The following is a 14608-nucleotide window of genomic DNA, read 5'->3' on the forward strand; positions in this document are numbered from 1 at the left end:
GGGTGGACGTGGGGGAGCGGATCGAGGCCATCTTCGCCGACGTCGGGGTGACCGGCAGCCTGCACGTCGTGGACCTGGACGCGGCGGGCCGGGAGGTCGGGCTGCGGGCCGACGAGCAGGTGGTGATCGCGTCGATCTTCAAGATCCTGCTGGTGCTGGAGTTCGCCCGGCAGGTCGAGGCGGGCCAGGTCGACCCGACCGAACGGGTCCTGGTCACCGCCGCCGACCGGCTCGGCGGATGGGGGCTGGCCGGCTGCGCCGACGACGCCGAGGTGTCGTTGCGGGACCTCGCGTACTTCGCCATGTCGGTCAGCGACAACACCGCCGCCGACCTGCTGCTGCGCCGGGTCGGTCCGGACCTGCTGCCGATGCTCGCCGCCGAGCTGGGCCTCGGCCGAACCCGCGTTCTCGGCGGCCCACGGGAGCTGGTCGAGATCATGCTCGCCGACGTGGGGGCGCGTACCGAGGCGGAGTTCGCGCGGATCTTCCCGACCCTGCCGGCGGACCAGGTCCGGGCCATGCGGGTCTTCGACCCGCAACGCACCACCTCCAGTACGGCGCGGGACATCACCCGGTTGCTCACCCTGATCTGGCGGGACGAGGCCGGGCCGGCGTCGGCGTGCGCGATGGTCCGCGCCTGGATGGCCCGGCAGCTCTTCTGGACCCGCCTGGCCGCGGGTTTCCCGCCCACCGTGCGGGTGTCCGGCAAGACCGGCACCCTGCCCGGACTACACCTGGAGGCCGGAGTCGCCGAATACCCCGACGGCGGTCGGTACGCGATCGCCGTCTTCGCCCGCGCCGAGGATCTCGCCCCGCGCCGGATCGACGTGGACCTGGCCGTCGGGCGGGCCGCCCGTACGGCGGTGGAGGCGTTGCGCGGCGACTGATTTTCCGCACTGCCGAGCGACGGGACACCACCGTCGAGCAGGCCCGATATGCGGTGGCGTATCGGAGGCGACAGCGTTCGATCTTGGACCTGGGCCCGACGGCGCTGGTTGGCTCGTTGCTGACCGATCAACCGACACGGGGAGCAGATCCACATGTCCCACCTCGACCGCCGTCGCTTCCTGCGCGACGCCGCAGCCACCACCGCCCTGGTCTCGGCCGGCGGACTCGCCGCCTCGACCACCCCGGCCCAGGCCGCGCCCCCGGCCGCCGCGCCCACGCCGACCGTCCGTGCGAAGGGCGCGGTCAGCTTCCGCTGGTGGGGTACGGCCGGCTGGCGCATCGACATCGCCGACCGGACCATCCTGGTCGACCCCTTCCTCAGCCGGATCGACACCGGCCTGTTCGCTGGCGCGTTCAAGACGGACACCCCGTTGACCGTGCGCACCGACGTGATCGACCGGCGCGTCGAGAAGGCCACGACCGTGCTGGTCACGCACACGCACTGGGACCACTACATGGACGTGCCGTACATCGCCGGACGTACCGGCGCCCGGGTCTTCGGCACCCTCACCGCGTACCACCTGGGACTGGCGTACGGGGTGCCGTCGGCGCAGCTCAGCGCCGTGAAGGGCGGGGAGGTGCTCGACTTCGGCGACCACACCGTCGAGGTGGTCGGCTCGCTGCACAGCCGCAACGCGTCGTACTCGGTGGCCTTTCCCGGGGTGCGGGTGAGTCAGCCGGCGCGGCCGGCGACCATCGCGGACCTGCCGGAGGGCGACACGTTGGGCTACCTGCTGCGGGTCGCGGGCGGCCCGTCGGTCTACTTCACCGGGGCCAGCGACGTCGCCGAGCGCAACCTCACCGGCCTGGCGCCGGACGTGGCGATGGTGGCCATGCAGAGCGCCACCACCACCGCCGACTACCTGCCCCGGCTGCTGGCCGGTCTGGACTACCCGAAGGTCGTGGTGCCGGTGCACTGGGACAACTTCGAGACGCCGTTGCGGAACCCGCCGGTCGTCGCGCCGGCTGACCGGGCCCGGCTCGACGACATGATCGCGGCGGTGCGTCGGATCTCGCCGCGCAGCCGGGTGCTGGTCCCCGACTACGAGACCGCGTACCACTTCTGACCGGTGCCGGGCGGGCGCGGCGCGCCCGCCCGGTCAGCCGGCGGCCAACTCCGCCAGCGTGCGCACCGACTTCCAGTTGCGGGTGGTGCCCACCACGCCGAGCTGCTTCTCCAGGTACGCGTTGGTGAACTTCGTCCGCCCGTAGCCGCCGTCGGGGAAGTGCAGGAAGACCTCGCGGCCGGTCACCGTGAACGCCACGTTCTCGCCACCGGGCACGGTGAGCGCGTCGACCAGGGACTTCTTCGGAGCGGTCGCGAGAAAGGCGACCAGCAGCCTCTTCGGGTCGTCGTCGATCTCGGCGTACGGGTTTCCGCCGGCCACCGCCGCCAACTCCCGGCCGCTGCGTACCAGCACCGGCACGGTGAGCCCCAGCTCGTCGGTGAGCGCCCGCTCGATGCCGGCGGCGAGCTTCTCCGCGTCGCCCACCGTGCTACCGAAGGCCACGTTGCCGCTCTGCAGGTACGTCGTGACGTCGTCGTGGCCGAGGTCGGTGACGATCCGGCGCAGGTCGGCCATCGCGAGGCGGGTGCTGCCGACGTTGACCCCGCGCAGCAGGGCGACGTACCGGGTCATGGCTCCTCCTGGGTGTACGGCGGACCGGCTCAGCGTAGGCCGCCCGGCCCGACGAGGCCCGTCTCGTACGCGACGATGACCAGTTGCGCCCGGTCGCGCGCTGCCAGCTTCGTCAGCAACCGCCCCACGTGGGTCTTGACCGTGGCGGGGCTGAGATTGAGGTGTCCCGCCAGCTCCGCGTTCGACAGGCCACGGCCGATCAGCGTGAGCACCTCGCGTTCCCGCTCGGTCACCCCGTCGAGCTGCCGGGGCAGCGGTCGGCTCGGCTCCGGCCGCCGGGCGAACTCGTCGATCAACCGGCGGGTCACCGTGGGCGCGAGCAGCCCCTCACCGGCGGCGACCACCTTGATGCCGGTCAACAGGTCCGCCGGCGGGGTGTCCTTGAGCAGGAACCCGCTCGCCCCGGCGCGCAGCGCCCCGTAGACGTACTCGTCCAGGTCGAAAGTGGTCAGGATGATGACCCGGGTGCCGGCCGTGGCCGGTTCGGCGCAGATCCGTCGGGTCGCCTCGATGCCGTCCATCTCCGGCATCCGGATGTCCATCAGCACCACGTCCGGCCGGTGCTGGCCGGTCAACGTGACGGCTTCGACGCCGTTGCCGGCCTCGGCCACGGTCGTACAGTCCCCGCTGAGGTCCACCAGCAACCGGAAGCTGCCGCGCAGCAGGGCCTGGTCGTCGGCGATCAGTACCCGGATCACGCGGTCACCCGGTAGGGGAGGCGGGCCGTCACCGCGAAGCCACCGTCGGAACCGGGACCGGCCTCGAACTCGCCGCCGTGCAGCGCCACCCGCTCCCGCATGCCGATCAACCCGTGCCCGTGGCCAACGGTCGACACCGGTCGCCGGCCGTCGTCGGTCACCTCCACGCGTACCTCGTCGGGCAGGACGGTCACCGTCGCCCGACAGGCGGCCGGCGCGGCGTGCTTCACCACGTTCGTCACGGCCTCCTGCACGATCCGGTAGACGGCGAGGCCCACCGACTCCGGGACCGCGCCGACCGGCTCCTCCCGCCGTACGTCGAGCCGCACGTCGACACCTCCGATCGCCGCCTGCTCGGCGAGCACGGGCAGCTCGTCGAGGCCGGGTGTCGGGGCGTACGGGGTTCCCTCACGCAGGACGCCGAGGACCCGACGCACGTCCGTCAACGCGCCACGGCCGGTCTCCTCGATGACCCGCAGGGCGGCGCCCGCCTGTCGGGGGTCCGCCTCGGCGACGTGGTTGGCGACCGAGGCCTGCACCACGATGAGGCTCAGCGTGTGGGCCACCACGTCGTGCAGCTCCCGGGCCACCCGCAGGCGCTCCTCGGTGGCCGCCTGCCGGACCAGGTGGTCGCTCTGCCGGGCGGCCAGGGCACGCCGCTCCCGGATCAGCCAGCCGATCAGCCAGGCCGGCGCGATCATGACGAGGGCGTAGGCGACCGCCCCGGTGCGCGACCAGAGGTCGCCCGCCGTGAACACCAGCGCGACGCTGACCAGGGCGAGGCAACAACCGGCGGCGAGTATCGACCGGCGCGTGGTCGCCGACACGGCCACGGTGTAGAAGGACAGACCGATGGCGAGGGCGGGCGCGGCAGCGGCGAAGTTGGGAATCACGCCGGTGATGAGGGCGACGGTGGTGACCGCGCTGATGACGGCGGCGACGGTGACCGGCCAGCGTCGCCGGACGGCCAACGGCAGCCCGAGGGCCATTCCGACCAGCACGGAGATCCAGAGCGGCTCGCGGACACCGCCGTGCAGCGGTGACTCCAACGCCGCGTACGGGCAGAGCAGCCCGCCGACCGCCGCGGCCAGGACGGCGTCCAGGACGTACAGGTCCGCCGGCCGAAGTCGCCGGGACAGCAGGTGAGCGATCACGCCACGAACGGTATCGACCAGCGGCGGCGGGCGCGTCCACCCGTGGGCCGTCATCCCCGGGTACGACTGCGGGTCGGTTGCCGCGCCCGAAGTCCGCCCAGGGGCGGGCCGGAAAGTGTCGGCGCTGGCACGACGCGTGACACCTGCCAGAAGCGGCACTGTGACGGCCATGACCACAGACACGGTGACCCTGACGGGGCTGCGCGCGGTGTACGGCACTGCGGGCCGGCCGGTGACGGCGCTTGACGGCGTGACGACCAGCTTCGCGAGCGGCACGTTCACGGCGGTGATGGGACCCTCCGGCTCGGGAAAGTCCACGTTGCTGCACTGCGCGGCGGGGCTGGACAGCCCGACCGAGGGTGTCGTCACGATCGCCGGCGTACGTCTGAACGACCTCGGCGAGGACGAGCTGACCCGACTACGGCGGGACCGGATCGGCTTCGTGTTCCAGGCGTTCAACCTGGTGTCCACGCTGACCGCCGCGCAGAACGTCGAGTTGCCGTCCCGCCTCGCCGGCCGCCGTCCACCGGCTCGGGACGTCGTCGCCGCGCTCGACGCCGTGGGCCTCGCCGACCGGGCCGGGCACCGACCCAGTGAGCTGTCGGGTGGCGAGCAGCAGCGCGTCGCGGTGGCCCGAGCGATGATCACCCGCCCTGCGGTGCTCTTCGCCGACGAGCCCACCGGAGCGCTGGACAGTGCGGCGTCCCGGCAGGTGCTGCGGCTCCTACGGGGGCTGGTCGACGACCACGGGCAGACCGTGGTGATGGTGACCCATGATCCCAGCGCCGCCGCGTACGCCGACCGGGTCCTGCTGCTCGCCGACGGGCGGGTGGTCGACGAGATGACCGACGGGATCACCGCCACCGCTGTCGCGGCCCGGATCGCCGAGCGGGAGACCGCCGGGGAGCCGTCGTGGTGAGCATCCGGCGTTCGGCCAGCGCGTTCGTGGCCGTCGCCATCGGGGTCACGCTGGTCGCGGCGGCCAGTCTGCTGCTCGCCTCCGGACGGCCGCAGGTGCCGGACCGGCTGGCGCGGACGGCCGTGGTGGTGCAGAGCCCGGAGGCGGGCGCCTCCCCGGACTCGTTCGTGCCGACCCGCCCCTGGTCCGCCGAGGTCGCGGCGGACCTCGTCGGCAAGCTGACCGAGTTGCCGGGCGTCGTGGCGGCGGTTCCGGACCGGACCTTCTACGCCCAGCCGCTCGTCGACGGTCACCCCGTGGCCGTCGACAGTCGGCGCGAGGACGCCCACCAGGGGCACGGCTGGTCCAGCGCCCAACTCGGTGCACTGCGCACCACGGCCGGCGGTCCGCCCCGCAGGGCCGGCGAAGTGGTCGTCGACCGTGCGCTCGGGCTGCCGATCGGCAAGTCGGTCACCCTCCTCACCGCCTCGGGTCCGGAGCCGTACACCGTGAGCGGTCTGGTCGACGCGCCCGGCGTCCACGTCGCGGACGAGGTCGCGGCGAACCTCGCCCCCGGCGTACGGGCGATCGGTCTGCTGCTCGCACCCGACGCCGACCCGGAACGGGTCGCCGTGGCGGCGCGGGGGATCGTCGGCGACGACGGGCGGGTGCTGACCGGCGATGCGCGCGGGGCGTTGGAGCCTCGCGCTGACGCCCGAAGCCGGTGGATCGGCATGCAGGTGCTCACCGCCACGGCCGCCCTCGCCGGCTTCGTCACGGTGTTCGTGGTGGCGTCCACGTTCGCGTTCAGCATCGCGCAGCGCCGCCGCGAACTGGGCCTGCTGCGCGCGGTGGGCGCCACCGGCCGCCAGGTCCGCCGCCTGGTGTACGCCGAGGCGCTCGCCGTCGGGGCCGGTGGCGGAGTCGTCGGCCTGCTGGTCGGTGCGGCGCTCGCCCCGGCGTTGGGTCGGCTGCTGGTCGACACCGGTCTGGAGCCGGCCACCTACGCGGTCCACTACAACCTCTGGCCGATCGTGGTCTCGCTCGTCACCGGGCCGGTGGTCGCGCTGCTGGCCGTCTGGTCCGCGTCCCGCCGGGCGGCCCGGGTCCGCCCGTTGGAGGCGTTGCGCGAGGCAGCGGTGGAGCAGCGGCCGATCGGGCGGGCGCGGGTCGGCACCGGGGCGCTGCTCGTCACCACGGGGATCGCGCTCAGCGTCGGGACGGCGACCGCCGACGAGGCCCGGATCGCCGCGCAGTACGCCCTGTACGCCGTGATGGCCCTGGTGGCCGGCGCCACCGTGCTCGCGCCAGCGGTGGTCCGGCCGGTCGTACGGCTCCTACGCTTCCCGGTGCGACGACGCGGGGGAGCCATCGGGATGCTGGTCCGGGGCAGCGCGTTGACCGCCACCCGACGGACCGCCGCCATCGCCGCGCCGGTGCTGCTCACGGTCGCCTTCGCGGTGCTGGTGTCCGGAATGGTGCGCACCACCAGCGCCGCGTACGCGGCAGGTCGGGCGGACAACGTCAACGCCGGCTGGATCGTCGTGCCCGATTCGGGGCCCGGTCTGTCGGACGCGGCGGTCGCCGAAACCGGCGGCACCGCCCTCCTGCCGACCACGGTCTACCGCACCGACCCGGGAAGGCTGCCGGCGAACCGTCCACTCACCGCCCTCGGGGTGGACCCGGTGGGCTTCGCCGCCGCGAACCGTGTGCTCACCGTCGTCGCCGGCTCGCTGGACGACCTGCGGGGCGACGACACGGTGGTGGTCACCGCCGCCACGAACCTGCGCCCGTCCGCGTCGTACGGAGCGACCTTCGCGGACGGGACGGCGGTGTCGCTGCGCGTCGTGGCCGTGGTCACCAACGACTCGCTCCCCGGCGACCTGCTGCTGCCCCGGGAGGTGGTGCGGACGCACGACCCCTCGGCCCTGACGTCCACGGTCTACGTCCGGGACCGGATCGCACCGCCCCTCGGCGCGCGGGTTGTCGACGTCGCCACCTGGGCCGCCGAGGCGGACGCCGCCGAGGACCGCCTGGTCTGGCTGTTCACGGTGCTGCTGATCGGGGTGTCCGCGGGCTACGGCGCGATCGCGGTCGCCAACACGTTGCTGCTGGCCGCCGCCGGTCGGGCCGCGGACCTGCGGCTGATCCGGCTGGCCGGGGCCACCCGACGGCAGGTCGTCTGGCTGGTCACGGCGGAATCCGCCCTGGTGGTGCTGATCGGCGCGCTGCTCGGTGGCGCGGTCGCGTTCGTCGGCCTGCTCAGCATCCGCGCCGGCCTCGCCGAGCAGGTCGGTGCCCCGGTCGACCTGGTGGTGCCGTGGACGGTCGTCGGCGTGGTGGTGGGGTTGTGCCTGCTGCTGGCCGTGCTTGCCAGCGTCCTGCCGACGTGGCGCTCGCTGCGGCTCGGCCCCACGCGGGCACCGCTCGGCTCGGTCGGATGACCGCGCGCAGGATCGGCCTCGTGGCCGGTCACTCCACGACCGGCAGCACGACCTCGTTGCGGCGCAGGAACCACGGTTTCCACGGCGGGTCGAAACGCGCGTACCGGATGGCGCCGGTGGGTTGCAGCCCGGCGGCGGTCACCGACCGGCCTAGCATGGTGGCCCGCTGGCTGAACGCCCGCTCCGTCCACCGGCCGGAGAACCGCATCGCCGCCGCCAGTTGGGCCGGAACCTCGTGGATTCGTACCCGGGCGTCCACCGGCTCGGGCACCGTCGCGGCGGTCACGGTGGCCGGCAGAACGAACTGGATCAGGTACGCGCCCGGCCGCTCGCCCTCGACCTGGACGACCGGCAGCGTCATCGGGATCTTCGCCGCGCCGTCGGCCGTGGACGTCGCCGGCACCGCCGACCCGACCGGCTGGCGGGCCCGGTTGGCACCCCCGACGTACGCGGCCAGCGGCCGGAACGCTTCCATCGGCGCTCGGGTGAACGACGCCTGGATGCGCATCTCGGCCACCAGGTGAGCCGGATAGCGGCGCAGCTCGAAGCCGGGGTGTCGGGACACCACCCGGTACGGCTGCTGCTCGGTCATCGCGCGCTCCCAGGATCTCCTGGGACTGACGCTACCTCCCCTACGGCTCCCGCCCGGTCGAAGTCGGCCGTCCCGCCCGCCGGGCGACGGTCCGGCAGTACTGGCGTCTGCCCTCGTCGCGCAGCACCACTCCGAGCCGGCCGAGTTCGCGGCGCAGCTCCCGTACGTCGTCGCGGCGGTCCCGTTCGAGAGCCCGCTCGCGGGCGCGCAGCAGGGCGTCCGCGCCGACCGGCAGCCCCGGCAGGTCGGGCACCCACAGCCGGTACGCCGAGCGGTGCGGGTCGTCGTCCGTCCAGGCCCAGCCGTGCGCGCGGAACGCCGTCGCCAGGTGGGCCGCCGGGAGGTCCGTCGACTCCCGGACGAGTTCCGCGCCGTCGCCGTCGAGCAGCACCAGGTGTTTGTCGGCCAGGAAGGCGACCCGGGTGTCGGCCCGCGCGACGGTGCGTACCTGGTCGGCGCGGCGCAGCCGGACCTGCGTGGAGTCCACGGTGACGATCAGCCGTTCGGCGGTGCCGACCCCGGCGACGACCAGGCCGGCCAGGACGCCGACGGCCACCGCGCCGAGGGTCGCCTGCGGCTCGGGCAGCCGGTCCAACCACCTGATGAGGTCGCCGAACGGCACCCACGACAACCGGGCCAGCCACCCCGTCGACGCGGCGAGGAGCCAACCGGCGCCCGCGCCGAGCAGCGGAAAGCCACCCCACAGGACGACCAGTTCCAGCGGACCACCGGTGACCACTGTGCGGGGGCGGTAGTCGGCCGCATCCATGGTCAGGACACCTCGCGGCGCAGCGTCCGGACCAGGCCGGCGGCCAACGGAACGACCATCCAGACGAGCAGGGACACCGCCAGCCGACCCCACTGTTCGCCGGTGAGCGCATCGCTGCTGAACAACGGGTCCATGGTCCGGCTGGTGTCCAGCCACCCGGCCGGACCGCGCAGGGGCCGGACCATTCCGCCGAGCACCGACCAGAGCGTCGGCAGCAGCAGGTAGCCGACGATCGCCAACGGCGTGTTGAGCAGCAGCAGGCCGAAGGCGGCACCCATCAGCACCACGGCCACCTGGACGATCACCCCGTTGACGATCAGCGTCGCGCCGACCTGCCAGGTGCCCGCACCGCCCGTGGCCGATGCCACGAGCGTCCCGATGCTGGCGACGGCGAGGGCGACCAGCACGGAGGCGACCGCAGCCAGCACCACCGCGATCAGCTTCGCGGTCACCACCCGTTCCCGGCGGGGGACCAGCGCGTACGTCGTGAGGGCGGTCCGCTGGGACCACTCACTGGTGATCGACAGGATGCCCAGCACCGGCAGGAGCACGTTGGCGGGCAGCAGCGAGGTCACGAAGAAGGTGCCGAAGGTCTGTTCGGCGTCCTCCGCGTAGATCAGCAGGAGGGTGACGACCGCGACGACGACGAGGCCGATGGTGATCAGCAACCAGCGGCCGGCCCGGGTGTCGACGAGTTTGCGCAGTTCGACGGCGGTGAGCCGGAGCAGTGACGGTCGGCGTACCGGGGAATGGTGCCGGGGCGCGACGACGCCGGCGGTGGGTGCGGTGGCGGTGGTCATCGGACGGCCTCTCGGGTGGATTCGCCGGCGGTCAGGGTGAGGAAGAGCTGTTCGAGGCCGCCGCTGCCGGCCGGACGCAGCTCGGCCAGCGCGACGCCGGCGTCGGCCGCGGCCTGGCCGACCGTCTCGGCGTCCGCCTGCACGAGCAGGCCGTCGGGGCTGTCGGTGGGGCTCAGGTCGGCCGCCTCCAGCGCCCGACGTAGCGCCACGTCGTCACGCGCCCGCACCACCGTGCCGCCGCCGGCCAGCAGCTCGTCCTTGCGGCCCTGGGCCACGATCCGGCCACCCCCGATCACCACCAGCCGGTCCGCGACCGCCTCCACCTCGCGCAGCAGGTGGGAGGAGAGCAGCACCGTGCCGCCCCGGTCGGCGAAGTCGCGCAGCAGACCCCGCATCCAGAAGATCCCCTCCGGGTCCAGGCCGTTCGCCGGCTCGTCGAGGATCAACACCCGGGGGTCACCGAGCAGCGCCTGCGCCAGGCCGAGCCGCTGACGCATGCCCAGCGAGTACGCCCGTACCCGACGCTTCGCCGCCACCGCGTTCAACCCGACCAGGTCGAGCTTCGCGGCGACCTCGCGCTTGTCCAAACCCATGGTGTACGCGGACAGCGTCAACGCCTCGCGGCCCGTGCGGCCCGCGTGCTGGGCGGAGGCGTCCAGCAGCACACCGACCTCCCGTCCCGGGTTGGGCAGCTCGCGGTAGAGGTGCCCGGCGACGGTGGCGCGGCCGGCGGTCGGCGTGGTCAGCCCGCAGATCATGCGCATGGTGGTCGACTTGCCGGCCCCGTTGGGGCCGAGGAAGCCGGTGACGGTGCCCGGCTCGCAGTGGAACGACACGTCGTCCACCGCCGGGTGCGGCCCGTACCGCTTGGTGAGGTTGTCCACGGTGATCATGCGGTCGAGCCTGCCGCCGCCGCCCGGCCATCCGCTGCGGCCGCTGGTCGGTGCTGCAGCTACCTTGGTCGACGCCCGGGTCGAGACTTTGGTAGCTGGTTGTCCGGGCCGGTAGCTGCCTAGCATGGGCGCGTGACCAGCATCGCCGTCCCCGAGCACCCCTGGCTGTTGCCCGGGGAGCTGGTGGTGCCGGCGGAGCCCGAGCGCTCCCGCCCGCGTCGCACCACCCGCGACTGGGTGGTGGACAGCCTGGCCTTCCTCATCAGCCTGCTCTGGGTGCTGTTCGCCACCGTCGACAGCCTCTCGCCCACTCCTGAGGCGGCCGTCCCGCTTCCGCACGACTGGATGGTCGGCGTGGACGCGCTGATCGGGCTGGTCTGCTGCGGCCTGCTCTGGGTACGTCGGCGGTGGCCGCTCGGGCTGGCACTGGCCACCCTGCCGTTGAGCACGTTCTCGATGGCCGCCGCGATCCCGCTGCTGATCGTGTACTTCACCGTCGTGGTGCACCGCCGGACCGCCGTCGCGGTGGCGGTGACCGGTGTCGGCCTGCTCACCAACCTGGTCTTCAGCTGGGCGCGTCCCGATCCGGCCATGCCGTACTGGCTCACCGTGTCCTGGGGTGTGGTGATCACCCTGGCCGTGCTGGCCTGGGGGATGTTCGTGCGGGCCCGGCGACAGTTGATCGTCTCGCTGCGCGAACGCGCCGAACGGGCCGAGACCGAGCAGCAGTTGCGGGTCGCCCAGGCCCGCCACCTCGAACGCACCCGCATCGCCCGCGAGATGCACGACGTGCTGGCCCACCGGATCTCCCTGCTCAGCCTGCACGCGGGAGCGCTGGAGTTCCGTCCCGACGCACCCGCCGACGAGGTGGCGCGCGCCGCCGGGGTGATCCGGGGCAGCGCCCACGCGGCCCTGCAGGACCTGCGGGAGGTCATCGGGGTGCTCCGGGCCGAGGGCGACGGCACCGGCGACGCGCCCGAGCCGCCCCAGCCCACCCTCGCCGACCTGCCGGCCCTGATCGACGAGTCGCGGACGGCCGGAGTGCGGGTCAACGTCAGCGACAGTGTGGGCCGGCCGGCGGAGGTGCCGGCGGCGCTGGGCCGGGCCGCCTACCGGATCGTGCAGGAAGGTCTGACCAACGCCCGCAAGCACGCGGCCGGCGCGGCCGTCACCGTGGACGTGACCGGTGGCCCGGGCGCCGGGCTGACCGTGGCGATCGCCAACCGGTGGCCGGTGGGCACTCCGGTCGGCGGCACGCTCCCGGGCGCGGGCACCGGCCTGGTCGGCATCAGCGAACGGGTCGCTCTGGCCGGCGGCCGGCTCGCCTACGGGCGGGACGACACCGGCGACTTCCGGCTGGCGGCCTGGCTGCCGTGGCCGGCGTGACCGCGCCGCACAGCGGGCCTGGCTCTCCGGACGTGCCCAGCGCCCACGACGGCGCCGGTCCGACCGGCGGGGCGGGGCCGGAGCCGGTGCGGGTGCTGATCGTGGACGACGACGCGCTGGTCCGGGCGGGGCTCTCGATGATCCTCGGCGGCCTGCCGGACCTGCGGGTGGTTGGCGAGGCGGCCGACGGCGGTCAGGTTCCCGCCGCGGTCGCCGCGTACGCCCCGGACGTGGTGCTGATGGACATCCGGATGCCCCGGGTGGACGGGCTGGCCGCCACCGAGGCGTTGCGTGGGCAACCGAACCCGCCCGAGGTGCTGGTGCTGACCACCTTCGACGCCGACGAGCAGGTGCTCCGGGCTTTGCGCGCCGGAGCGGCCGGTTTCCTGCTCAAGGACACCCCGCCGGTGGACATCGTGCACGCGATACGCCGGGTCGCCGGGGGCGAGGCGATGCTCTCCCCGTCGGTGACGCGTACGTTGATCAATCACGTGACCGCCGCCAACCCGGGCCCGTCGGGCCCCGATCCGCGACGCGAACGGGCGCTGCGCCTGCTCGCCGCGCTCAGCGAGCGGGAACGGCAGGTCGCCATCGCCCTGGGTCGGGGTTACACCAACGCCGAGATCGCGGGGGAGTTGTTCATGAGCGTGGCGACGGTGAAGGCGTACGTGTCCCGGCTGCTGACCCGACTCGACCTCAACAACCGGGTGCAGGTGGCCCTGCTCGTGCACGACGCCGATCTCGTCTGAGCGTCGACCGTAGGGGTGCTTGTTCCAGAGGATCTGCTTACCGCGTACCGGAATTGAACCTTCGTCCGATGCCGGCCGTACCAATGCCCGAGGATGTCGGTGCGGTCAGTCCGCCGTACCGCTGCCGAGCTGCGGGAGGCCTGCCGTGCGTGTTGGTGAGCAGTCGACGGATCCCATCGACCAGGTGCTGGGTGAGGTGCCGATGCCGGCGCCACTGACCCCCGAGGATGTCCGGCTCGCGGTCCGGGCGGTGGTCGTACACACCGCCGAGGAGTGGCCGACCGGACCGTTGTGCCGCAACGACGGCGCGTCATACCCGTGCCGCCTGCACCGCTGGGGGCGTCGGGTCCTGGAGGCGCACGGGCTCAACGAGCGGCAGATCGAGGCGCTGATCCGGCACGGCAACCCGTTCGTGCACGTGCCGTTCCCGTTCACCGCGACCGGGCCGTCGTCCGCGCGTCCCGCCGGCGTCCGGCCGGCCACGCCTGCCGGCTATCCGGCGCCGCCCCCCGGCCGGGCCGGACTGCCCTCGCGACACCAGGCCGCGCGGGCCACCCCCACGGGGGTACGACCCGCGCCTGCCAGCCGCCCGGTGAGCCCCGGTGTCACCGCGCCGCGCTGGCCCCGGGCGAGCTGAGCGGCGTCACCCCACGGCCCGCTCGGCCCGCTCTGCCCGGGGCGACAGGGCGTCGGCCCGGCGCGGAGGGTTTCCCCACCGCGCCGGGCCGACGTCACGCCGACCGGCTGGTTCAGTCGTTGCCAGCGCCGATCCCGCAGTCCGGCGCGGACCAGTTCGTCGTGTTCGAACTGCTGTCGCTGTTGTTCTCGCGCCGCGAGTCGACGTGCACGTGGTCGTCGTGGTCGGGGTAGCCGGGCCCGTAGATCCCGCTGAACCCGTGGTTACGGGCGTCCCGCGCGACCGTGCACAGGGACGACGTCCGTGAGGTGACGTCGGCCGCGTGGCCGTACAGGTGCTGGCTGTCCGACGCGCCGCCGACCTGGTTGTTGCAGGCACGGCTGCGGAAACCGCTCGTCACGTTCAGCGGCTTGTCGCCGAGGCTCTTGCGCAACGCCTCCAACTTCCACATGGTGCGCAGCGCGTTCTGCTTGGTCTGGGCCGCCGACAGCGGACCGCCGCTATACCCGCTGCCCCCGCACCCGTTGTCCAGCTCGTTGTAGCTGAAATGCGCGGGCGTGCAGTCGTTGTCCTGAAGTTGGTACAGCTTCGCGTACGTCTGCGGGCCGGCGATGCCGTCGGCGCGCAACCCGTACGCCTGCTGGAACCGCTTCACCGCGGCGGCGGTCTTCGGTCCGTAGCGGCCGTCGTTCTCGACGATGTCCCGGGAGCCGGCCCAGCCGGCGACCCGGATCTGCAGCTGACGGACATCGTCGCCCGAGCGCCCCTGGTAGAGGTTGCGGTTCCAGGTGTAACAGCCGTCCGCGTACGCTGCCGGCGCGGCGACCACCGAGGCGATCGCTGCCCCGGGCAACGCCAGGGCGAAAGCGACAGCAACTCGCTTCAAGGTGTTTACGCGCACAGAAGTCCTCCCGGTAGGAGAGCGATTGGGGTGGCTCTGGGACATCGACCGGGACGTCCCGCGATTTCCACCATCGCACTGATCAGTGCGGTTGGCGGC

At 73.4% G+C, this 14608-nt stretch carries 15 protein-coding genes; 7 read left to right on the plus strand and 8 right to left on the minus strand.

Annotated elements, in window-relative coordinates:
- Positions 1-2: 2 nt before the first annotated feature.
- Positions 3-887: a serine hydrolase gene (locus tag ACIA3K_RS14565; protein WP_396801410.1), complete on the plus strand. Its 885-nt coding sequence runs from the start codon at positions 3-5 to the stop codon at positions 885-887.
- Between the two features lie 153 nt (positions 888-1040).
- A complete protein-coding gene (locus tag ACIA3K_RS14570; RefSeq protein ID WP_396801411.1) occupies positions 1041-2015 on the plus strand; it encodes an MBL fold metallo-hydrolase in 975 nt (324 codons plus the stop codon).
- Positions 2016-2048: 33 nt separating this feature from the next.
- Here the strand turns inward: ACIA3K_RS14570 and ACIA3K_RS14575 are convergent, their stop codons facing one another.
- The 3 genes from ACIA3K_RS14575 to ACIA3K_RS14585 are packed head-to-tail and all read right to left on the minus strand — an operon-like array spanning position 2049 to position 4440.
- The gene (locus ACIA3K_RS14575) at positions 2049-2588 is read right to left on the minus strand and encodes a DUF1697 domain-containing protein (protein ID WP_396801413.1); all 540 of its coding nucleotides are present in this window, start codon (positions 2586-2588) and stop codon (positions 2049-2051) included.
- A 29-nt stretch (positions 2589-2617) separates the two neighbouring features.
- Positions 2618-3286: a response regulator gene (locus ACIA3K_RS14580; protein ID WP_396801415.1), complete on the minus strand. Its 669-nt coding sequence runs from the start codon at positions 3284-3286 to the stop codon at positions 2618-2620.
- Positions 3283-4440, minus strand: a complete 1158-nt coding sequence (locus ACIA3K_RS14585) for a sensor histidine kinase (RefSeq protein ID WP_396801416.1) — start codon at positions 4438-4440, stop codon at positions 3283-3285. The genes ACIA3K_RS14580 and ACIA3K_RS14585 overlap by 4 nt, the downstream gene beginning before the upstream one ends.
- A 169-nt stretch (positions 4441-4609) precedes the next feature.
- Between ACIA3K_RS14585 and ACIA3K_RS14590 the strand changes: the two genes are divergently transcribed.
- Together ACIA3K_RS14590 and ACIA3K_RS14595 are read left to right on the plus strand one after the other, a co-directional pair.
- Positions 4610-5359, plus strand: a complete 750-nt coding sequence (locus tag ACIA3K_RS14590) for an ABC transporter ATP-binding protein (protein WP_396801417.1) — start codon at positions 4610-4612, stop codon at positions 5357-5359.
- Entirely contained in the window at positions 5353-7782 is a 2430-nt protein-coding gene (locus tag ACIA3K_RS14595; protein ID WP_396801418.1) for an FtsX-like permease family protein, read from the plus strand. Before ACIA3K_RS14590 ends, ACIA3K_RS14595 begins: the two co-directional genes overlap by 7 nt.
- A gap of 28 nt (positions 7783-7810) precedes the next feature.
- Here ACIA3K_RS14595 and ACIA3K_RS14600 read toward each other — a convergent pair whose 3' ends face one another.
- Genes ACIA3K_RS14600 through ACIA3K_RS14615 form a run of 4 tightly spaced genes read right to left on the minus strand, consistent with a single transcriptional unit; the run spans position 7811 to position 10836 of the window.
- Positions 7811-8374, minus strand: a complete 564-nt coding sequence (locus ACIA3K_RS14600) for a heme-binding protein (protein WP_355051924.1) — start codon at positions 8372-8374, stop codon at positions 7811-7813.
- 40 nt (positions 8375-8414) lie between these two features.
- Entirely contained in the window at positions 8415-9143 is a 729-nt protein-coding gene (locus ACIA3K_RS14605) for a hypothetical protein (protein WP_396801419.1), read from the minus strand.
- Between the two features lie 2 nt (positions 9144-9145).
- Positions 9146-9943, minus strand: a complete 798-nt coding sequence (locus tag ACIA3K_RS14610) for an ABC transporter permease (protein ID WP_396801420.1) — start codon at positions 9941-9943, stop codon at positions 9146-9148.
- A complete protein-coding gene (locus ACIA3K_RS14615; RefSeq protein ID WP_396801421.1) occupies positions 9940-10836 on the minus strand; it encodes an ABC transporter ATP-binding protein in 897 nt (298 codons plus the stop codon). The genes ACIA3K_RS14610 and ACIA3K_RS14615 overlap by 4 nt, the downstream gene beginning before the upstream one ends.
- A 132-nt stretch (positions 10837-10968) precedes the next feature.
- Between ACIA3K_RS14615 and ACIA3K_RS14620 the strand changes: the two genes are divergently transcribed.
- The 3 genes from ACIA3K_RS14620 to ACIA3K_RS14630 all read left to right on the plus strand — a co-directional run bounded on the left by ACIA3K_RS14620 (position 10969) and on the right by ACIA3K_RS14630 (position 13608).
- Positions 10969-12222 (plus strand): sensor histidine kinase, encoded by a 1254-nt coding sequence (locus ACIA3K_RS14620; RefSeq protein WP_396801422.1) that lies wholly within the window; start codon positions 10969-10971, stop codon positions 12220-12222.
- Complete coding sequence (locus ACIA3K_RS14625; protein WP_396801743.1) at positions 12201-12971, plus strand: response regulator; 771 nt, start codon at positions 12201-12203, stop codon at positions 12969-12971. The genes ACIA3K_RS14620 and ACIA3K_RS14625 overlap by 22 nt, the downstream gene beginning before the upstream one ends.
- A 145-nt stretch (positions 12972-13116) precedes the next feature.
- A complete protein-coding gene (locus tag ACIA3K_RS14630; RefSeq protein ID WP_355051918.1) occupies positions 13117-13608 on the plus strand; it encodes a hypothetical protein in 492 nt (163 codons plus the stop codon).
- Between the two features lie 112 nt (positions 13609-13720).
- On the opposite strand, the gene ACIA3K_RS14635 is transcribed toward ACIA3K_RS14630, so the two are convergent.
- Entirely contained in the window at positions 13721-14509 is a 789-nt protein-coding gene (locus ACIA3K_RS14635; RefSeq protein ID WP_396801423.1) for a D-Ala-D-Ala carboxypeptidase family metallohydrolase, read from the minus strand.
- Between the last annotated feature and the right edge of the window lie 99 nt (positions 14510-14608).

Origin of the sequence: Micromonospora sp. NPDC051543, from assembly GCF_044454415.1 — a bacterium.
Classification (GTDB): Bacteria; Actinomycetota; Actinomycetes; order Mycobacteriales; family Micromonosporaceae; genus Micromonospora.